The following is a 22,114-nucleotide window of genomic DNA, read 5'->3' on the forward strand; positions in this document are numbered from 1 at the left end:
GGGGGCAGGGGGCCAATTCAATTTCGGGGCACAGGACAGGAAAAAACCATGGGACTCTATGATTTTACTTTTTACGATCAGATAAAACGCAATGCCGCGGCCTTTCCGAATGCCGGGGCGTGGTACGAGGTTGACACCGGCGAGATGTTCACATTCCGGGATATAAAAACCCGTGTTGACGCACTTTGCTCCGGACTCAAAGCCGCGGGGGTGGAAAGAGGTGATCGGCTGGGGGTACTCGGAAAAAACAGCATTGAGTTTTTTCTGCTCTTTGGTGCCGCGGCGGCTGCCGGGGCGGTTGTGCTTCCGATAAACTGGCGGCTGAGTGCAGACGAGATCTGCTATAATTTAAACGATTGTTCGCCCAGGCTCATGTTCGCGGATGCAGAGTTCCAGGATATGCTCAAGGATCGCCTGATGGATCTGCCTTCGCTGCAGCAGTGCTACAACTTAAAATCCGATGCCGGGTCATTCGGAGACCTGTCTTCCCTTGCAGAGGGCGGAAACAATGCTGTGGCCGGCGACACCGGCAGCCGGGACGGATTTGTGATCATTCATACAGCCGCGGTGGCCGGCCGGCCCAGGGGAGCGCTGCTGAGCCATGAAAACCTGCTTTGCGCCGGGCTTCACCTGGACTATTATTTTGCCTTGTCTGAAAAGGACGTGCACTTAAGCCTTCTGCCGCTGTTTCACGTGGCCGGTCTTTTCATGGCAGTGGCCGCGTTTCAGGCGGGCGCGCTGAATGTGAACATGAGCCGGTTTGATGCAGGCAGGGCCGCAGGATTGACAGAAGAGTTTGGGGCCTCCCTGTTCTTTGATTTTCCGCCGATCCTCTCATCGTTTTTAAAGGCCGCAGCAGAGGAGAACCGGGACATTTCATCGCTCCGGTCGGTGGTCGGCCTGGCCGCAGCCCAAGACATCGAGCAGTATCAGCAGATGACAGGCGGTATCTATTACTGCATGTACGGTCAGACCGAAACCTCATTGCTGGCCACCATCGGTCCTTACAACGACGCTCCGGGATCAGCCGGAAAGCCGGTGGTGCTGGCAGATGTGCGCACAGTGGACGACACCGGCGGGTTTCTTCCACCGGGCGAATCCGGCGAGATTGTCATCAGGGGCCCCCTGGTGTTTCAGGGCTACTGGAACCTGGCCGAAGACAATGCGCATACATTCCGGAACGGATGGCATCATACAGGAGACACGGGGCGTTTTGATGAAAACGGGTTTTTGTTTTATACCGGCCGGATGGCGGAAAAAGAGCTGATCAAGCCCGGAGGCGAAAATGTTTATCCGGCGGAAGTGGAAAAGGTGATTCTGGAGCATCCGGCAGTGGATATGGTGGTGGTTTTCGGCGTGCCGGATCCCAAATGGAAAGAGGGGATCAAGGCCGTGTGCCGGCTCAAGCCCGGGGCCAGTCTGGCGGCAGAGGAACTCATCGGGTTTGTGGGCAGCCGCATTGCCCGTTACAAAAAACCCCATTATGTTGAAGTGGTCACGGATTTTCCGGTCAGATCAGACGGCAGCCCGGACCGGGAAAAAATCAAGGCCCGCTATTCCGGGTCCGGCTGATTTTTGTCCTTTTTTCTGCCGGCCTGGTTTTCAGGGGAATCAAAGGGCATGTGGATGTCGACCTCCCCGGAGTATCCGCGCTTGATTTTGGCATGCGGATAGCGTTTTTCAAAAACATGGACCATGGCCTTGTTTTCGCTTAAGACCGTTGCGGTAAAGGCGGTGTATTTGTTTTCCCGGGCAATTTTTTCCAGCAGGGCCAGCATGTAGCTGCCAATGCCCTGGCCCTGGTATTCCTCCTTGACCACGAAAGCCACCTCTGCCACTTCATCTTCCATCTGGCCGTAGGAGCCGATGGCAATGATTTCCCTGTGCTTGCCCCGCTGGATCATGCCGATGATGGTCATGTTCTGGTGATAGTCCACAGAGGCCCACTGCTTTTGCAGCATTTCCCGGGAAAAGATCTTGCGGCGGTAAAAAAAGCGGTAAAACACCGTGCTTTCCTGGAGCGAATAGTAGAAATTGCGGGTGGCAAACTCATCCGATGGCAAAAGTGGCCGGAATTCCACGGTTTTTCCGCTTTCCAGATCCAGGTAATCCTTATAGTCTTCCAGAAACATCAGATCCTGCTTGCTGGGCGGAATTTGGTCGCCGAAGATGTAGTGCCGCTTCTTGGCCTCTTCAATGAGCCATTCCCGGAACTTGGGATGGGCGATCTGGGCCAGTTCCATGACCCGCTGGTAGATGCCCTTGCCGTGGAGTTCGGCAATCCCGTATTCCGTGACCACGATATCCACGTCACCGCGGGTGGTGGCCACGCCGGCACCCTCGCTTAGATGGGGCACAATGCGAGATACCTTGCCGCCCTGGGCCGTGGAGGGCAGGGCAATGATGGAAAATCCGTTTCTCGACATTTTGCTGCCCCGGATAAAGTCCACCTGGTCGCCGATGCCGCTGTAGAAGATATAACCCTTGGAGTCCGTGCAGATCTGCCCGGTCAGATCGATTTCCAGGGCGGAACTGATGGAGATCAAATGGTCGTTTTTGGCAATGATGTTGGGGTCGTTGACAAAATCGGCCACCCGGAAATAAAACATGGGGTTGTTGTCCATGAACTGGTAAAGCTGATCCGATCCCATGCACAGGGAAGCCACCACACGGTTGGGAAGATAGTTTTTCTTCTTGTTCGTGACCACGCCCTGCTCAAACAAGGGCAAAAATCCGTCTGTGATCACCTGGGTGTGGATCCCGAGGTCTTTTTTGCCGTTTAAATGGGGCAGGATAAAATTGGGCAGATGGCCGAAGCCCACCTGGAGTGTGGAGCCGTCATCAACGAGCTGGTTGATATACTGAGAGATCCGCTCGACAATTTCCTTGTTTTTGGCCTCAGGCAGGGCGGAGACAAGGGGCTCTTCAAACTGGACCAGATAATCAATGTCATCGACATGGACAAACCCGTCTCCCCAGGTTCTCGGCATGCGGGGGTTGACCTGGGCGATAACAAGGGGGGCGTTGGTCATGCCCGAAACCGTGATGTCCACGGAAATACCCAGGCTGCAGTATCCATATCGGTCCGGCGGGCTGACCTGGATTAAGGCCACGTCCAAACCGATCTGCCGGGTGTTAAACAGCTCCGGGATCTGGGAAAGATAGGCCGGAATATAGTCGATCTTTCCTTCAAAAGCGGCCTGGCGCATGTGGAGGCTGATGAAAAAAAGCTTCAGGGAAAACCGGGAGGTGAAATATGGATCATCAATATATTGGGAAAACGTTGAAGACAGCATCTGATAGACCACGATGTCCTGAACGCTTTCATCTTCCACCATGGAGCGGATCAGCTGTTGGGGCTCGCCGCAGCCCGTTCCGATAAACACCCGGCTGCCGTTTTTGATTTTTTTCACCGCTTTTTCAGAAGAAAGCAGTTTCTCCGGACAATATGCTTTCAGGTCCATCTCGGTATTTCTCCTTATGTTTCCTTTCCGGCAGGGGTATGCTGGTTCAATTCAAATCGATTTTCCCAGAAACCCGGCTCCGGGTCAAGGCATAATCGCTTTGTTTTCAGTTTTTTAAAAAATTCATCATCATCCTTAAAAAGCATTGTTTTGATAAACAATAGAGTATGATATATTCAAACAATGTTTACCAGATTCCCAAGTCTTTCCCAGGAGGACAATATGAAGAATACCGCCCATTTTGCGTTCTGGCCCAGGCGCGTTCCCCGGCAGCTGGTATACCCGAAAGTGCCGTTATTTGAGCTTCTGGAAACATCGGCCCGCAGGTACCCGGACATCCCGGCCATTATTTACTATGGCGCCCGGATTTCTTACAGCCGGCTTGCAGACGAGGCCCGGCGGACGGCTGCCGTGCTTTTCGGACTGGGGGTGAAAACAGGTGACCGGGTTGCGTTGTATCTGCAAAACACCCCCCATTTTGCATCGGGTTTTTACGGGATACTGCGGGCCAATGCAGTTGTGGTGCCTATCAATCCCATGCTCACCGAAAGAGAAGTGCTCCAGCTTTTGACCGACAGCGGTACCGTGGCCGCCATTACCACGGCGGATCTCTGCCAGCGGCTGGTCAATGTCCGGGACCAATGCGCCCTTGACCATATTCTGGTGGGCGATTACAAAGATTATCTGCCAGACAACCCCGAACTGCCGGTGCCGGAATCCATGCAGGCAGATATTGAAGCGGGCAATGACACCATCCGGCCGTGGCGCCGCTCCCTGGAAAATACCAATGCCTCACCGCCCGCACAAGAGACCGGGTGCGACGACATGGCCCTTCTGCCCTATACTTCCGGCTCCACAGGTGTGCCCAAGGGGTGTGTGCACACCCACAGAACAGTGATTTCCAACACGCTCAGCTCCGCAGTCTGGCACAACATGGTGGCCGGCAATGTCATGCTTGCCACCCTTCCCCTATTTCATGTCACCGGCCTGGTCCACAGCATGCTGGCTCCGGTATATGCCGGCGCCACCATGGTCATGCTGACCCGGTGGGACCGGCAGGCGGCTTTGGCGGCCATTGAAAAATACGGCTGCACCCACTGGACCAATATCACCACCATGGTCATTGATATCCTGAATGCTCCCGACATTTCCGCCCGGGACCTGAGCTCTTTGATGATTGTCGGCGGCGGCGGCGCACCCCTGCCCGAGGCCGTGGGTAAAAAGCTCATGGAACTTACAGGCCTGCAGTATGTGGAAGGTTACGGTATGACTGAAACCATTTCCCAGACCCATTTCAATCCCCCGGACCGTCCCAAGCTTCAGTGCATCGGGATTCCGGATTTCGGTGTGGACGCCCGAATCATCGACCTGGATACCGCAGAGCAACTCGGCACCGGAGAACAGGGAGAGCTGGTGATCAACGGCCCCGAGATCATGGAGGGCTACTGGAAAAAGCCAGAGGAAAACGAAAAAAATTTTATTTCCATCGAGGACAAGTGGTTTCTGCGCACGGGCGATATCTGCAGCATGGACGAGGAGGGCTATTTCTACATCGTGGACCGCAGCAAGCGCATGATCAATGCCGCCGGCTACAAGGTCTGGCCCGCGGAAGTGGAAGGGGTATTGTATCAGCATCCGGCCGTGTCAGAAGTCTGCGTGGTCGGAGTCCCGCATCAGGTACGGGTGGAGACGGTCAAGGCCATTGTGGTGCCGACAGCAGAGTACCGGGGCCGGATCTCCGAGCAGGACATCATCGACTGGGCCAGTCAGCAGATGGCCGCCTACCGCTATCCCAGGGTCGTTGAATTCGTTAAAGAGCTGCCCAAAAGCGGCACCGGCAAAATTCAATGGCGCCAGCTTCAGCAGAAAGAAAGAGAAAAGGCCGGGGGCAGGGAACGGTGACAGGTGTTTGCCACAGACAGATCATTTTTGGCGTCAGGAGGCACCGGTTTCCATGATTGCGGGAAAATATCCAAAAAGGCGGGAGACTTCGGCTGCCGTGGAAAGCACCTCACCGGCCAGTTCTTCTGTCTGATCTCCCAGGACCTGGTTGACCGGGCCGGACAGGCTCAGGGCCCCGGCCACCCCGCCCTGGTGGTTAAAAATCGGCGCGCCCATACAGCCCATGCCCTGGACGGCCTCTTGCCGGTCAATGGCGTATCCCCGGCTGCGGGTGGCCTTTAAGTCTTCCAGGAGCTTTTTTTTGACAGTTACCGTGTGGGGCGTAAATGCGGTCATCCGGGTACGGTCCAGGTACTCTTTGATGGTTTTTTCATCCAGAAAGGCCAGAATGGCCTTGCCAATGGCCGAGCAGTAGGCGTGGATCCGGGGCCCCACCTGGTGGGGCAAAACCGGCATGGGGTTGGGATGGGTGTTTAGGGTGATCACCACCGATCCGCCGTCCCAGATGCCGATGCGCGAAAGCAGCCCTGTGCGCCGGGAAAGCTGGTGGCAGGGGCCGGCGGCCTTCTGGTTTAATTCCAGGGTGCCGGAAAGCACAATGCCCAGCTCGTGGATTTTCAGCCCAAGACGGTATTTTCGGCTTTGTTCATCCTGGCTTAAAAAGCCCTGGTCCACAAGGGTGCGGGTGATGCCATGCACTGTGCCCTTGGGCAGGTCCATCAACCGGCTTAGTTCGGAAATGCCGAGCACCGGGCGGCGATGGGAAAACAGGGTTAAAATTGTCAACGCGCGCTGCACGGATTGCACACTCATGCTTAAAACTCCGTTCGATCATTGTGAATTTGCGGGTGTCTCAAAATATCCGCATTTTAAAGAGGAGTCAAATGGTATCTGAACACGATTCATTGTTTTCGCTCGGTGTTTTTCCGGCCTTGTTGCAGGGCGGCAGCGGATTGAGTTGATATTTGTTCGATAATAACAAACAATATTTGGCATTGACGACTATCTGTTATTCAGGTAGGAAAACAGCAGGATGGGGCTGAATTCACATTACTTGACATGAATTTAAACAGTTTGACAGGGGCGGGCAAATGCTGCTCCAAAAGGAACCCGGCCTATGACGATCCCGGGCCGGAAAGCTTGGATAAAGACCGCCCTGGGCTACAGGTGGGCCATATTCGGGGTGTTGAGCGTTATCTATTTTTTGGCCTGCCTGCACCGGATTTCACCCACGGTGATCGCCCGGGATCTGGTGCTGGAGTTTGGCGCAGATGCAACGGCCCTGGGGGTGATGGCCTCGGCCTATTTTTATCTGTATGCCGCGGTCCAGCCGCCCGTGGGTATGCTTTCTGACACCCTGGGGCCGCGGGCGGTGGTCACGGTGTTTGCCATCATCGCATGCATTGGGGTGATTTTGTTTGGCCTGGCGCCGGGCATGGGCGTGGCCACTGCCGGCCGGGCCCTGGTGGGCATCGGGGTGGGCGGGGTTTTTATCCCGGGTCTGAAGATTTTTTCCAGGTGGTTTAAACGCTCCGAGTTTACCGCCATTACCGGGGTTTTTCTGGCATTCGGCAACGCGGGCAACCTGTCTGCCTCACTGCCCCTGACCTGGCTGGTGGTGCTGCTGGGCTGGCGCACCTCATTTTACGCCATCGGCGTCATTACACTGGTGATGGCGGCACTGGCCTGGGTGATCCTTTGCGACAAGCCCGAAGACAAGGGCTGGGCGCCAATTGCGCCGGAGCCCGGTCCGGCCGCTGATGACGCCTTTGATATCCCGGCCAAGGCCGGCGCGCTGACGCGCTTAAAAAGGGTGACCGCCCATCCCGGATTCTGGATGGTAACACTTTCCTATTTTTTCTTTGGCGGGCCGGCTTTGACGTTTCAGGGCCTTTGGGCCGTACCCTATCTTACAGACGTGCACGGCTTTACCCGGATGACTGCAGGGGCGATGCTCATGTTTTTGCCTGGCGGCTTTATCATCGGCGCGCCGGTGATCGGTTTTCTGGCAGACCGGGTGGCTGCGGGCCGCAAGCGGGTGATCACAACCACCCTGGTCCTGGGGCTTGGCTGCTGGGCCGTGTTTCTGGTATTTGCCGGAAAGCCGCCTGGATGGATGATCCCGGTCCTGTTTCTGACCATGGGCATCTGCGGCGGGGGCACGTTGTCGCTGTATTTTGCCGTGACAAAGGAGCTGTTTCCGGCCTGGCTCACAGGCACGGCCATCGGTCTGATGAATCCGGCGGCATTTCTGGGAACCGCTCTGTTTCAGCCCTTTTCCGGCTATCTCATGGACCGGGTGGGCGCGGTTGGCCCGGCATACCCGGTGGAGGGGTATTTTCACGTGTTTATCGCCAATTTCGTTCTCATGGCTGTGGGTCTGGCCGTGGTAACGCCCCTGGCCGTACCTGAAATAAAGAGATCATGACCCCTGGGCTGTCCTTTTGGCCCGGATTTGTTTTAATGGATGTGAGTTGACGGAGCAATGCAGACAGGATAATGAAAAAGATGTTTCGGCTTAATTTGACGGCTTCGTAAAAAGCCCAATATCTGCGTTACGCGCGATTCCTCAGAATATCACGTACGGATAAGTACGCTGCATTCTTCGGAATCGCGCAAGCCTTGATCTTGAACTTTTTACAAAGCCGTCTAAAAGCGACTTTTTACGCGTCCATCAAATTTAGGTTCGGCAAAAACCCGCTTCCGGATCCTGGATGAAAGAATCCGGTGGTTTGAACAAAATGAAATGAAAGGAAGGATATTGTGGCAACCCGGTTTGTAGATGAAAGAAACGTGGATTTTCTGCTTTACGAGGTCTTTGATGTCACGTCCCTGACCCGGTATGACTATTTTGGCCAGCACAACCGCAAGATGTTTGAAATGGTGGTCAAAGAAGCGGTGAAACTGGCAAAGAACCTTTTGTTTCCCCTGTTTGAGGAGATGGACAGAAAACCGCCCGAACTGGTCGGCGGTGAGGTCAGGGTGCATCCGGCCATAAAAAAGATCTTAAAGGAATTTGCCGAAGGCGGCTGGCTGACCAGCACGGTTCCCATTGACCAGGACGGCGAGCAGCTGCCCGCCATGGTGGCCGATCTTTGCGAGTTTATCTTTGCCTCGGCCAATTACTCGGCCAATGCCTATGCCGGCCTGACCCGGGGCGCGGCTCATCTGATCGAATCCTTTGGCTCACAGGAGCTAAATGAGACTTTTGTGCCCAGGATGCGGCAGGGTCGGTGGCAGGGGACCATGGCACTGACCGAGCCTGAGGCGGGATCGTCTTTGACTGATGTGGCCACCACCGCCGAGCCCCTGGAAAACGGCCATTATCTGATCAAGGGGCAAAAGATTTTTATCTCTGCGGGCGATCACGATGCGGTGGAAAACGTTGTGCATCTGATGCTGGCCAAGATCCCGGGCGGTCCGGCCGGGGTCAAGGGAATTTCGCTTTTTGTTGTGCCCAAGTACCGGCCGGAGGCAGACGGCACCCTTGTGGCCAATGATGTGGCCACCTCCGGGATTTATCACAAGCTGGGCTACCGGGGATGCCCCATTGCCCAGCTGAGCATGGGCGATAAGAACGACTGCCATGGCTGGCTGGTGGGAGAGGCCCACCAGGGGCTCAAATACATGTTCCAGATGATGAACGAGGCGCGCATCGGGGTGGGCATGGGCGCCACGGCCATGGCCGGCGGGGCCTATCACGCGGCCCTGGAATACACCCGCACCCGGACCCAGGGCAGAAAGCCGGGCCAAAAGGACCCGGCATCACCGCCTGTTGCCATTATCGAGCACGCGGATGTGAAGCGGATGCTGCTGTTTCAGAAATCCGTGGTGGAAGGCTCCCTGTCTTTGCTCACCCAGTGCAGCAAATACGTGGATTTGATGAAGGTGACACAAGAAGCCGGGGAAAGGAAAAAATACCATCTTCTGCTGGAAATCCTGACGCCCGTGGCCAAAAGCTACCCCTCGGAGACCGGCATTTTGGCCATCAGCCAGGGCCTGCAGTGCCTGGGCGGATCGGGTTTCTGCGATGACTATCCCCTGGAGCAGTATTACCGGGACTGCCGGATTCATCCCATCCACGAAGGCACCACCGGGATCCAGGGCATGGACCTTCTGGGCAGAAAGGTCATGATGCAGCAGGGAAAGGCCTTTGCCTTCTACACTGAGCAGCTGCGCCAGACCATTGGCGAAGCCGGGAAATCAAAGGCGCTGGAGGGTTTTGCCGCACAGCTCGAAGACGCTGTCGGCCGGCTGGAACAGGTGACCCGGCACCAGGCCGGTGTTGCGCAAAGTCAGGGGGCTGAAGCCTTTCTGGCTGACGCCACCCTGTATTTGGAGTATTTCGGCATTGTCACAATCGCCTGGCAGTGGCTGGCCCAGGGTGTGGCCGCCCAAAACGCCCTGGAAAAAAGCCCGAAGAAAAAGGACAAGGGATTTTACGCCGGCAAGATGTTTGCCCTGCGCTATTTCTTTGCCTATGAACTGCCCAAAACCGAGGGGCTGGAAAAGCGCCTCATGGCCGATGACAGGCCCACTGTGGAGATGCAGCCGGACTACTTTTAAGCAGTCCTGCGATGTGCCAGGTAGATGCCGTTTTCAGACACGGTCTGCTGCAGAGGATTGTCAAAACAGATAGTGCGGCCCTCCGCCCGGTCAAACACCGCAGACAGGGTCTGGATAAACGCATCGTGCGGGGCGTCATTGGACCACAGGGCAAATACGCCCCCGGGGTTGAGCAGGGATTGGAGCCGGTTTAGGCCGGCTGCGGTGTAGAATTCACCGTGGCCGGCATCCAGCCAGTTTTCCGGTGTGTGGTCGATATCAAGAAGGATGGCATCAAATCGCCGCTCCGGTGCATCCGGGTCCAGCGCCCCGGCCCGGCACAGGGCGAAAAAATCCCCGTGTACCAGTTGGCAGCGCGGGTCATGGCACAATACCGCCCCGTTTGGCACAAGATTTTTTTGGTGCCAGTCAATGACCGGCGCCAGGGCTTCGATGACCACAAGGCGGCGGACCTGTTCAAATTCCAGTGCGGCCGCAGCCGTATATCCCAGGCCCAGCCCGCCCACGGCAACGTTCCAGCCGCTGCCGGAAAGCTTGGCAAGCCCGGTTTCGGCAAGGGCGGTTTCTGCGGCATAAAACAGGCTGGACATGAGATACTCATCATTGAGCTTGACCTCATAGATGATTTTTCCCTTCAGGGCCATCACCCGCCTGCGCCGCAGCACCAGCTCGCCCATGGGGGTATTGCGAAAGTCAAGCTCTTCAAACAAGGGGTTCATGTCACAGGCCCCCGGACCTGCACCCGGAACTGCCGGCCGGCAAATTCCACAATATCGCCGGCAAAGATTTTTTTGCGTTTTCTGGTTTCGGTGTTTTGGTTGACCCGGACCATGCCCTCGGCAATCACGTACTTGGCCTCCCCGCCGCTTGCAGTCAGGTTTTCGAGCTTGAGCAGGTTGCAGAGCGCAATGGGCTCTTCGGTGATGATCACTTCTTTCATTTTTCGCCTTTTTCCTGTAAATCCTGTTTTGTCTGCAATGGAAATTTGTCAATTATATGCTATAATACCGGCCGAAGATATAAAAAAACACAAAGCCCGCCCATTGCTGCTGTCTGTTTGGCCATTGGCGCTGCGGCGGCAATGTTTGCAACCCTGCTGGAGGAACAATGAACACCCCGAATCCCGATCAGATTGAACAAAGCGCTGCCGCACTTGCCGCCAAATGGCAGAACCGGGCAAACGAGCTGCTTACCACAGAGGAAAAACACATCCAGCAGCAGATGAAGCGCCTGCTGACCCATCCCCTGGACAAGGTGGTGCTCACCCGCATGATCGACCAGTGCTTCCGGTCCCACGACCATGAGCGGGTGGCCGACCAGGTCAATCATCTGCTTTCCGAATACGGGGTGCCGGATTTTTTCTCCCGGGTGGAGCGGCTGCTCATCCAGATGTTTATGGGCATGGGGCGGCATTTCCCCAACATTGCCGTGCCCCGGATGGTGGAGCAGATGCGAAATTCCTCCTCACGGGCCATTATCCCGGGCGAATCCAAACCCCTGCACCGGCACCTGGAAAAACGCAGGGCCCAGGGCGTGCGCATGAACATCAACCACCTGGGTGAGGCGGTCCTGGGCGAAGAAGAGGCCCTGCGCCGGCTTCAGACCTATATTGAAGACATGCGGGATCCGGATGTGGAATACATCTCCGTGAAAATCTCCACCCTGTATTCCCAGATCTCGCCCATGGCCTTTGAGCACACAGTGGCGCTTCTGGTGGAAAGACTTTCACAACTGCTGCGGGTGGCCAAAGAAAATTATTTCACCCGGGAAAACGGTGAGGTTGTGCCCAAGATCGTCAACATGGACATGGAAGAATACCGCGATATCCACATTACCTACGAGGCCTTTGTCCGGACCCTGGAAAAGGAAGAATTCCGGGATTATTCCGCCGGCATTGTTTTGCAGGCCTATCTGCCGGATGCCTATCTGATGCAGCAGCGGCTGACCCAATGGGCTGTCAGGCGGGTCAAAGCCGGCGGGGCGGTCATCAAGCTGCGCATTGTCAAGGGCGCCAATCTTGAGATGGAACTGCTGGAGTCGTCTCATTTCAACTGGCCTTTGGCCACTTATGACAACAAAATGGATGTGGATGCCAATTACAAGCGCATGGTTTACTATGCCATGCAGCCTGAACACATCCGGGCCGTGCACCTGGGGGTGGCCTCCCACAACCTGTTTGAACTGGCCTATGCCCATGAACTGGGCCACGCCCTGGGTGTGACCGAGTTTTTCTGGTTTGAAATGCTCGAAGGCATGGCCGATCACATGCGCCGGACCCTGCAGGAAAGCGTCAGAGATATCCTGCTTTATGCGCCGGTGGCCTCAAAGGACCAGTTCATCAATGCCATTGCCTATCTGATCCGGCGGTTGGATGAAAACACCTCCCCGGAAAATTTTCTGCGCTATGCCCCGTACCTGACAACCAATTCCCATGCATGGACGTTTTTAAAGGATCAGTTTGAACAGTCCTGCCGGCGCATGGAGGCTGCTCCGGCGTCACCCAGCCGGATCCAGGACAGAAACACGGAAACATTTGATGAGAAAACCGGGGCGTTTTTCACCAACCGGTTCACCAATGAGCCGGATACGGACTGGTCCCTGCCGCCCAACCAGAAATGGGCCGAAGCCATTCGGGATAAATGGAGGAAATCCGCCGATGATGATCCCATTGAAATCCCTGTGGTCATAGACGGAGATGAAATTTTTCAAGACCGTGAAACCAGAAATGTCATTGACGTGACAACCTATAACCCGGATTCCGGTGACGCGGTTACCACAGCCGTGTATCGCCTGGCCGGGACTGAGGACATCCGGTGCGCGGTTGAAACCGCCCGCCGGGACCCGGATGGCTGGCGGGACAAAACCCATGAACAACGCCACCAAATCCTGGACCGGGTGTGTCACGAGCTCAGAAAGGCCAGGGGTGATCTGATCGGCGCGGCTGCGGCCAACTGGGGCAAGATGTTTGCCGAAAGCGACCCCGAGGTCTCAGAGGCCATTGATTTTACCGAGTTTTACCCCCATAGCGCCAAAATCTTTCATAAAATGGACAATGTCCGCGTTCGCCCCAGGGGCGTGGGCCTGGTGATCACGCCCTGGAACTTTCCCATTGCCATTCCCTGCGGCGGTATTGCCGCATCCCTGGCGGCCGGAAACACCGTCCTGTTCAAGCCCGCATCAGCGGCCGTGCTCACGGCCTGGGAACTGGTGCAGTGCTTTTACCGGGCCGGTGTGTCGAAAAAAACGCTCCAATTCATCCCGTGTGCCGGCAGCACCGCAGGCAGCGAGTTAACCGGCAATCCGGAGGTGGATTATATTATTTTGACCGGGGGCACGGATACGGGCCTGCGGATATTGAAAAACCGCCCGGACATCCAGCTGGCTGCGGAAACCGGGGGCAAAAACGCCACCATTGTCACGGCCATGTCTGATCGGGACCAGGCCATCAAGAATATCGTGCATTCGGCCTACAGCAACTCCGGCCAGAAATGCAGCGCCACCTCCCTGGTGATATTGGAAAAGGAGGTCTATGATGACCAACTGTTCCGCCGCCAGCTCGCGGATGCGGCCAAAAGCTGCAAGACCGGCTCCTGCTGGGCGTTTCAAAACAAGGTGGGCGCGATCATCGCCCCGCCGGACGGGGATCTGCACCGGGCCCTGACACAACTCGAAGAGGGGGAATCCTGGGCCCTGAAACCCGAGCCGGTGGCGGCCAATCCCTATATCTGGAGCCCGGGGATCAAGTGGGGGGTGCAGCCGGGCGGCTATACCCACATGACCGAGTTTTTCGGCCCGGTCATCGGGGTCATGCGCGCCCAAAACCTGGACCATGCCATTGATCTGGTCAACATGACCGGATACGGCCTGACCTCGGGGTTGGAAAGTCTGGACCGCCGGGAGCAGGAAAAATGGAAAGCCGGGATCAAAGCCGGCAACCTGTATATCAACAAGGGCACCACCGGCGCCATTGTGCTGCGCCAGCCTTTCGGCGGCATGGGAAAATCCGCCCTGGGCGCGGGGATCAAGGCCGGCAGCCCCAATTACGTCTATCAGTTCATGGCTTTTGCAGAAACCGGGTATCCGGCTGTTGGCGATATTTCCGAAGACAGTCATCTGCTGCGGATTGTCAATGAATGGCAGATTGACCTGCGCTGGAACCGTTTTGACGCAGACCTTGCCCGGGATCTGGAAAAGGTGGTTTATGCGGTCAAAAGCTATCTCTACTGGTGGGAGCAGGAGTTTGGCCAGGAGCACGATTATTTTCATCTGCGCGGCCAGGACAATCACCTTCGGTATCTGCCCAGGGGGCGGGTGGTGGTCCGGGTCAGTGAAAAGGATTCCGTATTTGAGTTGCTGGCCCGGATTGCCGCTGCCCGGATCACCGGGTGCACGGCCACGGTCAGCATTCCGTCCGGGCTGTCAAACATTGTGACGGCATTTCTGGATTCCCACCATGGCCGCCGGTTTTTCAGAAACGGGGAGATTGTTGAGCAGACAGACGAGCGGTTGTGTGAGATCATGGGCGAAATCGACCGGATCCGGTATGCTGCCGCCGACCGGGTGCCGCCCATGGTCTATGAAAGGGCCGCGGAAACCGGGTTTTATGTTTCCCGCACCCCGGTTTACATGGAAGGCCGCCTGGAACTGCTCCAGTATCTGCAGGAGCAGGCCGTGTCCAACAATTACCACCGCTACGGAAACCTTGGGGAAAGGGGCCTGATTTAAAAACGCGGATTAATGTTGATGGCACCGCAAAAAGTCCAATATCTGCGTTACGCGCGATTTCTCAGAATTTCACGTACGGATCAGTACGCTGCATTCTTCGAAATCGCGCAAGCCTTGATCTTGAACTTTTTACAGCGCCATCTGAAAATCGACTTTTTACGAGCGCGTCAATGTTCAGGGGAGAAAAATGCTGAGAAAAATGGTTTTTCCGGCCGTTCTGGTGATTTTGGTGACTGCTTTTGCAGCCGCGCCGGCATTGTCTGAAATTTACAAATACCAGGATGCAGACGGCAAATGGCACTTTACCGACACCGCGCCCGAAGGCGAAGCACAGCAGATGGAATCGGCCGGGCGCTCCGGCGGGTATGCGCCGGGCTCAGGCCAGGATCTGAAGGCGGCCCTGCACAACCGCTACAAACCCTCAAGCCCGGTGGAGGCCGCAGCCCTGGCTGCGGTGACCATCAAGACCAGCATTGGCACCGGATCGGGTTTTTTTGTTACTGAAAACGGCCATATCCTCACCAACCGGCATGTGATCCAGACAAGTCCGGATACCCTTGAGCGAAGCGATGCGGCAATCGAGGAAATAAAGGAGCGGTTTGCGGCTGCAGACAAGCAGATCGCAGATGAAAAAGAGCGGCTGCGCAAGTTTTCCCGGCATTTGAACCAGTACCGGACAAGCATAGACCGGATGCCCAGGGGCGCGGCCAGACAGCGGGAAAAACGGCGCTACGCCATTGAAAAGGAGCGATACGAGGCCTATAAGAAACGGTTTGAACAGCAAAAGGCAGAATATGAGGACAAAAAGGCCGAATACGAAAGTCAGATCCGTTCATTTCGCTACAAAAACGCCACTGCCGCTCTGAGCCGTCATTTCAGGGTCATATGCAAGGACGGCCGGGAGATCCCCGCCTATTTGGTGGCCAAAAGCCGCAGCCATGATCTGGCGCTTTTAAAAATCGACGGGTACAAAACCCCGTTTATCGCCCCGGCCCACCCGGGCCCGCTTTCCCAGGGAGATCCGGTCTATGCCATCGGCAGCCCCCTGGGCCTCCGGGATTCAATGAGCCGGGGCATTATTGCCGGGTTCAAGTCCAATTTCATCCAGACCGATGCCAAAATCTATCCCGGAAACAGCGGCGGCCCGCTGGTGACCCGTCAGGGTCGGGTGGCCGGGATCAACTCCTTTAAGGAACTCACCCGCAAGTTCGAGGGCCTGGGATTTGCCATTCCCATCAACGTGGCCTTTAATGAATTTGCAGATCATATTCGCCCGTAAAAGATCCCGGCGTCGGCACCCGCCCGGCTATTTCGTTCAGGCCCTATTTATAAAGCAATACCACGTCGCTGTTGATAAATTCCACCTGCGCCCGGAAAAAATCCCCGAGCCAGAGCAGGGTTTCAGCGGAAAAAAAGCAGACATGGGTGGGGTCTCTTTTATAGTGCCAGTTATCAAAGGCGGCTTTGTCTTTGACCAGCTTGGTCATGATGCCGAAAATCCCGCCGGGTCGCAGTATCTGCCAGAGCCGGTCTATGTCCTTTCCGGGACGGCGGAGGTGTTCGAGCACTTCTGTTGCGGTGATAAAATCATAGGTTTTTTCAAGTACCCGGCCATCTGGGGTATAGAACTTGTCATAAACCGCAGTATCAAAGCCTTGCTCCCGGAGCATGGCCGCCAGCGCCGGGCCGGGCCCGCAGCCGAAATCCAGGCCGGATGCCCCAAAAGGCAGTTTTTTGCACAAGGGTTCGGCCATCCGGCTTAAAAATTTCCGGTAACCCGGATCATTCGGGTCATTGTTGTGCTCGTCATACCGGGCCTTTTCCCGGGCTTCTGAAACATGGTATTTTCCCGGCACAAACACCAGGTGGCACCGGGTGCAGAGCCGGTATTTCCGAAACCGGTCTTCGGTGTATTTCTCAGTTTTTGTCTGTCCGCACAACGGGCATCCGGCCGGAAAGGTCATATCCGGGCCTCAATGAGGCAGGGGCCGGGTTCGGCCATGGCCCGGGAAAGAGCCTGGTAAAAGGTTTCCGCGGTGTCGGTCTGAGCGGCTTTAACGCCCATGCCCCCGGCTATCTGCACCCAGTCGATACAGGGGCGGGAAAGATCCATGGTATCGGTGATCCTGGGGCCCGGGTGGTCAAAGCCCAGGCGCTCAAGCTCCACCCGGAGGATGGCGTATTGGCGGTTGGAGAAAATCACAGTGGTGATATCCAGGTTTTCCCGGGCCTGGGTCCAGAGCGCCTGGAGGGTGTACATGGCCCCGCCGTCTCCCTGGAGGCACAGCACCTTCCGGTCCGGGCAGGCAAGGGCCGCGCCCGTGGCCACGGGTACGCCCTGGCCGATGGCACCGCCTGTCAGACACAGCCAGTCATGGGGCGGGGCGCCGGTGGTCAGCGCGTAGGCCGGGCCGCCGGATGTGACCGATTCATCCGAGACAATGGCGTTTTCCGGCAGCAGGGCGCCGATGGCCGCCCCGATGGTTTCCGGGGTCAACTGGCCTTGCGGGGCCTGGGGACGTTTTGGTTCCGGTGCAAAAAATTTTGTGTCAACGGCGCCCACAGCCTCTGACAGGGCGGCCAGGCCTGCTGTGGCGTCGTTTGCACAACCCGCCAGGGCCGTGACTTCACATCCGGTTGGCAGCAGCTGAACAGAGGCGTCCGGGTAGGCGAAAAAGGGCGTGGGCGGCGCATCAATGCCGACCAGCACGATTTTTTTATAAGTCGCCAGGCTTTTTCCGGCGGCTTCCGGGAAATAGGGCAGCCGTTGGACCACGGGCCGGCCTGTTCCCCGGGAAAAACGGGCGTCAAAAGTCCGGGCCAGAAGCGCGGCCCCGGTTTTTGCTGCAATTTGGCCGGCTGTGTGCAGAGCCGGCTCCAAAAGAGCGCTGCCGCCGAGAATCAGGGCTGCAGGCCCGCCTGAGCTCAGCATTTCCGCGGCGGTCTCAACGGCTTTGGCGGATACGGCTGCAAGTTTGTTTGCCTGAACCGGTCCAACAGCGGGTTCGGATTCGCCCCAGGCACAGTCTGACGGGATGATCAGGGTGGCGGCCTGTCCCGGGGGGCCCAAAGATGCCCGCAAAGCAGCCGTCCCCTGTGAGGGTAGTTTTTTCGCGCTTTTGGCTGTATCCACCCATCCGGACACCGGGGCGGCCAGCGCTGCGATATCCGAGGCCAGGGGCGGATCATTTTTTTGGTGATAAGCCGGGTGATCGCCCACCAGGTTGACCATCGGCGAGCGGGCCCGGCGGGCATTGTGCAGGTTGGCTGCGGCATTGGCCAGTCCCGGGCCCAGGTGCAGCAGCGTGGCCGCGGGTTTTTGTGCCATTCTGGCATAGCCGTCCGCCGCCCCGGAGGCCACCCCTTCAAACAGGCAAAGCACCGCCCGCATAGCCGGCACCTGTTCCAGGGCCGCAACCAGGTGGATCTCGGTGGTGCCGGGATTGGTAAAACAGACTTCCACCCCGGCATCGGCCAGGGTTTGCATCAGACTTTGGGCGCCGTTCATATCCCACCTCTTTTATTCCATCCGCCAGTTGACCTGCGGGGAATTGCGAAGGGGCAGGCGCTTGTAGGAAAACCGGGGATATCCGATCATCATGGCGGCATAGCACTGATGGTTTTCCGGCAGGGCCAGGGCCTCTTTCATGGGCGGGAAATTGCCGGCCGCGGCCATGAAATAACCGGCCCAGCAGCCCCCCAGGCCAAGGGTGGGGGCGGCCAGCTCCAGGTAGGCCATGGCAATGGTGCAGGCTGCGGGCGCAGGCGGAAGACTTTTGTCCCCATGGGCCAAAACCAGCATGGGCGCGCCCCGGAAGATCACATCTTTCCCATCCTCCCACCGGGCCACGGCCCGGTCCATGTGCACGGCCGCAGCCGCCTCGGGCATGTTTTGGATCATCCAGCGCATCCAGTCCACCACGACCCCGCCCAGGTCCGCGAGTTTGTCCCTGCCGCCGATCACGGTCCATTCCACACACTGGGAGTTGTGTCCGGTGGGGGCAAACCGGGCCATGTCAATTAACCGGGCAATGGTGCGGCCATCCGGGGCCGCGTCCTTGTAGGTGCGGATGGAGCGCCGCATGCGAAAGAAATGTTCGCACTGCTCCGGGCCTGGCATCATCTCGGGCTGGACCGGCGGGCATTTTTCCGCGGGCATGTCTTTGTGGGTCAGGCTCTCGGTGGGGCAGACCGCCACGCAGTGTCCGCACCGGATGCACAGTTCGTCGGCATCTGCCACGGGCTCGGGATATTGCCCTTTGGAAAAGCTGATGATCTGGGCCGGGCACACGGCCGCGCAGATGCCGTCCTGATTGCAGGTATCTGTATTGACTTCGAATAGGTTCATGAACACTCCCTTTGGTGATGGTTTTGTTTTTTTGTTGACATTATTCCGGGTCCACTGCTGCGGCCAGCACAGGGCCGATGCTGTCATGGATCACAAGGTCGGCCAGGTGGTCCATGCCCGTGGGATCGCGGTTGATGATCGCCAGGCGGGCGTTGTTTCTTTTTGCGATTTCGGGAAACCCCGCTGCCGGGTAGACCACAAGCGATGAGCCAAGAGACAAAAACAGGTCGCAGTTGACGGTCTGCTCCCGGGCCGCGTGCATTTCAGCCGCGGGCATGGACTGGCCGAACGAGACGGTGGCGGTTTTGACCATGCCGCCGCAAAGATCACACACCGGGGCATGGGGCTTTTGTTCAAACGCCTGCCGGATGGGGACCAGCTCAAATCGTTTCCCACATTCCAGGCACACGGCATAATGGGTGTTGCCGTGCAGTTCGATGACCTTGTCATCCGGAACCCCGGCCTGCTGATGGAGCCCGTCGATGTTCTGGGTGATCACGCAGGCGGCTTTGTTGCGCTGCACCAGTTTGGCCACGGCCAGGTGGCCGGCATTGGGCCGGGCTTGGTCCAGGACTTCGCCCAGGGCAAACCTGCGGCGCCAGGATTCAATGCGCGTTTTTTCAGAAGAAATAAAATCCTGGTAATTGATGGGCTCGTTTTTGCTCCAGATCCCGCCCGGGCTTCTGAAATCGGGGATTCCAGACTCCGTGCTGATGCCGGCGCCGGTAAACACTACCATCCGCCGGCTTTGATCCAGCATCTGCCGCAGCTGATCGGTTTGTTGTTTTCCGGCATCCATGATCGCCTCCGGTTATGCTTGTATACTTGCCGGTTCGGTTTTTTGACCGAACCGGGTAAAAAGAAACGGTTTACCGTCCCAGGGGTGCGGTGTGCAGATGCGCGCCGCCGTCGATGATCAGGGTTTCGCCGGTGGTCAGGTCTGCGCCGCTGATCAGTGCGGCAACAGTCTGGGCAACGGTTTCCGGGGTGGCCGTGCGGTTTAGGGGGGCGGCGTCTTCAAACTGGTTTTTTAAGGTTTCATAGGCTTTTTCCCCCAGCCCTTTTTTGAGCCATTCTCCGGCCACAAAGCCCGGGCACACCGCGTTAACCCGGATCTGGGGGCCCAGGACCCGGGCAAGGGATAAGGTCATGGTCACCAGCGCCCCCTTGGAGGCGGCATAGGCAATGGAACTTCCCATTCCGGTGAGCGCGGCAATGGAGCCCATGTTGACGATATGGGCTATCTCGTTTCCCCGAAGAGCGTCTTCCGAGGCCCGTGTCATTTGAAAGGCGCCCACTGTGTTGACAGCATAAATGTCCATGAAATCCTGTTTGTCGATGCCGGCCAGATCCTGGTGCCGGCAGAACTTGGTGGTGCCCGCGTTGTTGATCAGAATCTGCAGGCCGCCGAACCGGCTGACCGCAGCATCCACCAGTTTTTGGCAGTCGGCGTCATCGGATACATCCGCCTGCACCACCAGAGTTTCAGCGCCCAGGGCCCGACAGGCTTCAGCGGTTTCTTCCGCGCCCTTTTGGTTTCGGCTGTAGTTGATGGTCACCTGGCAGCCAGCCTTTGCCATCTCTATAGCAACAGCAGCCCCGATTCCGGATGATGATCCGGTGACAATGGCAGAAGCAGTTTTTAGTTCCATGAGATCTCCTTTGGTTTAAACCGGCAGGGTAGTGCCATGACGCTTACATCTGCAAAAAACCGGGCATGGGGTGGTCGGTGTTTAAGCCGTCTTTGATTTTTTCCAGGACTTCGGGTTTCTGCTCGGGGAACTTGTAGCCCTCGTAGTCGTGAGAAAACATCAGCCCGCCCCGGGAGTTTCGCCAGTAATTGCCCGCATGGTCAAAGCAGACCTTTCCGGTGACATCCAGATTTTCCATGGTCAGCGCCAGTTCCCGTAGCTGCTCCTGCGCTGAGAGCAGCTGCAATGTGCCTTTCTGGTATTGATCATACATGGGCGTGCCCGGAAGCGGCCGAAAGGGCCGGGAGCGGATGTAGTGGGGGTTGATGGCGGAAAGCACCCGTGCGGTGTTTCTGGCGTGGTTTTCCCACATCTCTTTTCCCCCAAGGCCGGGCATCCAGTATTCAGAGACCTGGAAGCCTGCTTCAACGGCCTTTTGACCGCCTTTGATCAGGCCCTCTGCGTCCACGCCCTTGTTGATTTTTTTCAGCAGCTCGTCATCTCCGGTTTCCAGGCCGATGTGGACCCGGTCCAGGCCGGCTTCGTAGATGGCCTTGAGCTCTTCGGCCTTTTTCTGGGACAGGGTTCGGGACCGGGCATAGGTGGTGACCCGCTCGATGGAGGGAAATTTGCTTCGCAGATATTGCAGGGCTTCCACCAGGTCGGGGGTTTTCATGATCACTGTGTTGGCGTCCTGGAGAAAGGCGGTTTTTCCGCCTGCCATGAGCCAGTTGATGAGCATGGCAAAGCCCTGGTGATAGTTGAACTCCGGGTATTTTTCAATGAGTTCCACAATGGCCTGCCGGTTGACCTGATCTCCCAGCCCCCGCCGTTGGGAGATTTCATAGAGTTCGTCGCGCACCCTGGCCATGGCGTCGATATCCCCCTTGATTTCTTCAACCGGCCGCACCTCGAATTTTTCGGTCTTGTACATGGCGCAGAACGCGCACCGGTTCCACGGGCAGTTGCGGGTAAAACGCAAAAGCAGGGAATTGCTGCCGCCCTCGCTGGGCGGCCGGTAAACTCCGGTTTCAAACAACCGGCCGAAACTTTCTTGTTTTGTCATTTCTTCCATCCTTTATTGATTGCCTGATCTTCCCTCTGCCTTCCGTCCTCTGACCCCTGACTCCTGACCACTGACTTCTGACTCCTGTCTTCCGTACAGCTTTTTTGCAAGATAAATCAATTCCGGCTCTTCGTCAAACCGGCTGCAAACCAAACCGTGGCAGGAGGCAAGCCCCGGGGAACGGGGTTGGTTTTTTTGCTCCTGAGATTTTTGCCGGAATGGCAAAAATCGCAATGTCGCTTCAAAAACCGCCCCCGCCCCCCCCCCGGGTCTGCCTGGAACATGGGTGCAGGTGCGGGCAAATCGCAAAACCAGGGAATTGCTTCCGTCCTGGCTTGGCAACCGATCCTCA

Annotated in this window: 17 protein-coding genes; 7 read left to right on the plus strand and 10 right to left on the minus strand. The window is 57.1% G+C overall.

Annotation, left to right across the window (positions count from 1 at the left end; genetic code table 11):
- The first annotated feature begins 48 nt into the window (after window positions 1-48).
- Window positions 49-1,572, plus strand: coding sequence for an AMP-binding protein (locus tag HNR65_RS06935; RefSeq protein ID WP_181550745.1), 1,524 nt, complete (start codon window positions 49-51; stop codon window positions 1,570-1,572).
- On the opposite strand, the gene HNR65_RS06940 is transcribed toward HNR65_RS06935, so the two are convergent.
- Window positions 1,554-3,464 carry a bifunctional acetyl-CoA hydrolase/transferase family protein/GNAT family N-acetyltransferase gene (locus HNR65_RS06940; RefSeq protein WP_181550746.1) on the minus strand — a complete coding sequence of 637 codons (1,911 nt, stop codon included), beginning with the start codon at window positions 3,462-3,464 and terminating at the stop codon, window positions 1,554-1,556. The genes HNR65_RS06935 and HNR65_RS06940 overlap by 19 nt on opposite strands.
- A gap of 222 nt (window positions 3,465-3,686) precedes the next feature.
- Here HNR65_RS06940 and HNR65_RS06945 point away from each other — a divergent pair, with 222 nt between their 5' ends.
- Window positions 3,687-5,366: a long-chain-fatty-acid--CoA ligase gene (locus HNR65_RS06945; RefSeq protein ID WP_181550747.1), complete on the plus strand. Its 1,680-nt coding sequence runs from the start codon at window positions 3,687-3,689 to the stop codon at window positions 5,364-5,366.
- A 33-nt stretch (window positions 5,367-5,399) separates the two neighbouring features.
- Here the strand turns inward: HNR65_RS06945 and HNR65_RS06950 are convergent, their stop codons facing one another.
- Complete coding sequence (locus HNR65_RS06950) at window positions 5,400-6,179, minus strand: IclR family transcriptional regulator (protein ID WP_181550748.1); 780 nt, start codon at window positions 6,177-6,179, stop codon at window positions 5,400-5,402.
- Window positions 6,180-6,483: 304 nt separating this feature from the next.
- On the opposite strand from HNR65_RS06950, the gene HNR65_RS06955 reads away from it, so the two are divergent.
- Both HNR65_RS06955 and HNR65_RS06960 read left to right on the plus strand, forming a co-directional pair.
- On the plus strand, window positions 6,484-7,794 hold the full coding sequence (locus tag HNR65_RS06955; RefSeq protein WP_181550749.1) for an MFS transporter: 1,311 nt from the start codon (window positions 6,484-6,486) through the stop codon (window positions 7,792-7,794).
- Between the two features lie 335 nt (window positions 7,795-8,129).
- Entirely contained in the window at window positions 8,130-9,932 is a 1,803-nt protein-coding gene (locus tag HNR65_RS06960) for an acyl-CoA dehydrogenase (RefSeq protein WP_181550750.1), read from the plus strand.
- On the opposite strand, the gene HNR65_RS06965 is transcribed toward HNR65_RS06960, so the two are convergent.
- The gene (locus HNR65_RS06965; protein ID WP_181550751.1) at window positions 9,929-10,651 is read right to left on the minus strand and encodes a polyamine aminopropyltransferase; all 723 of its coding nucleotides are present in this window, start codon (window positions 10,649-10,651) and stop codon (window positions 9,929-9,931) included. The two genes, HNR65_RS06960 and HNR65_RS06965, sit on opposite strands and share 4 nt — an antisense overlap.
- Window positions 10,648-10,872 (minus strand): RNA-binding S4 domain-containing protein, encoded by a 225-nt coding sequence (locus HNR65_RS06970; RefSeq protein WP_181550752.1) that lies wholly within the window; start codon window positions 10,870-10,872, stop codon window positions 10,648-10,650. The genes HNR65_RS06965 and HNR65_RS06970 overlap by 4 nt, the downstream gene beginning before the upstream one ends.
- 167 nt (window positions 10,873-11,039) lie before the next feature.
- Here HNR65_RS06970 and HNR65_RS06975 point away from each other — a divergent pair, with 167 nt between their 5' ends.
- Genes HNR65_RS06975 through HNR65_RS06985 form a run of 3 tightly spaced genes read left to right on the plus strand, consistent with a single transcriptional unit; the run spans window position 11,040 to window position 15,936 of the window.
- Window positions 11,040-14,657 carry a proline dehydrogenase family protein gene (locus tag HNR65_RS06975; RefSeq protein ID WP_181550753.1) on the plus strand — a complete coding sequence of 1,206 codons (3,618 nt, stop codon included), beginning with the start codon at window positions 11,040-11,042 and terminating at the stop codon, window positions 14,655-14,657.
- Between the two features lie 18 nt (window positions 14,658-14,675).
- Complete coding sequence (locus HNR65_RS06980; RefSeq protein ID WP_181550754.1) at window positions 14,676-14,921, plus strand: hypothetical protein; 246 nt, start codon at window positions 14,676-14,678, stop codon at window positions 14,919-14,921.
- Window positions 14,845-15,936, plus strand: a complete 1,092-nt coding sequence (locus HNR65_RS06985) for a trypsin-like peptidase domain-containing protein (RefSeq protein WP_181550755.1) — start codon at window positions 14,845-14,847, stop codon at window positions 15,934-15,936. Before HNR65_RS06980 ends, HNR65_RS06985 begins: the two co-directional genes overlap by 77 nt.
- Before the next feature lie 43 nt (window positions 15,937-15,979).
- Here the strand turns inward: HNR65_RS06985 and HNR65_RS06990 are convergent, their stop codons facing one another.
- The 6 genes from HNR65_RS06990 to HNR65_RS07015 all read right to left on the minus strand — a co-directional run bounded on the left by HNR65_RS06990 (window position 15,980) and on the right by HNR65_RS07015 (window position 21,762).
- The gene (locus HNR65_RS06990) at window positions 15,980-16,621 is read right to left on the minus strand and encodes a class I SAM-dependent methyltransferase (RefSeq protein WP_181550756.1); all 642 of its coding nucleotides are present in this window, start codon (window positions 16,619-16,621) and stop codon (window positions 15,980-15,982) included.
- The gene (locus HNR65_RS06995) at window positions 16,618-18,165 is read right to left on the minus strand and encodes an acetolactate synthase large subunit (RefSeq protein WP_181550757.1); all 1,548 of its coding nucleotides are present in this window, start codon (window positions 18,163-18,165) and stop codon (window positions 16,618-16,620) included. Before HNR65_RS06995 ends, HNR65_RS06990 begins: the two co-directional genes overlap by 4 nt.
- A gap of 12 nt (window positions 18,166-18,177) precedes the next feature.
- Entirely contained in the window at window positions 18,178-19,005 is an 828-nt protein-coding gene (locus tag HNR65_RS07000) for a nitroreductase family protein (protein WP_181550758.1), read from the minus strand.
- Window positions 19,006-19,045: 40 nt separating this feature from the next.
- The gene (locus HNR65_RS07005; protein ID WP_181550759.1) at window positions 19,046-19,804 is read right to left on the minus strand and encodes an SIR2 family NAD-dependent protein deacylase; all 759 of its coding nucleotides are present in this window, start codon (window positions 19,802-19,804) and stop codon (window positions 19,046-19,048) included.
- Window positions 19,805-19,874: 70 nt separating this feature from the next.
- Window positions 19,875-20,657 (minus strand): SDR family NAD(P)-dependent oxidoreductase, encoded by a 783-nt coding sequence (locus tag HNR65_RS07010; protein WP_181550760.1) that lies wholly within the window; start codon window positions 20,655-20,657, stop codon window positions 19,875-19,877.
- 43 nt (window positions 20,658-20,700) lie between these two features.
- On the minus strand, window positions 20,701-21,762 hold the full coding sequence (locus tag HNR65_RS07015; protein ID WP_232364687.1) for a radical SAM protein: 1,062 nt from the start codon (window positions 21,760-21,762) through the stop codon (window positions 20,701-20,703).
- Window positions 21,763-22,114: the final 352 nt, after the last annotated feature.

It is taken from the genome of Desulfosalsimonas propionicica (assembly GCF_013761005.1).
GTDB lineage: Bacteria > Desulfobacterota > Desulfobacteria > Desulfobacterales > Desulfosalsimonadaceae > Desulfosalsimonas > Desulfosalsimonas propionicica.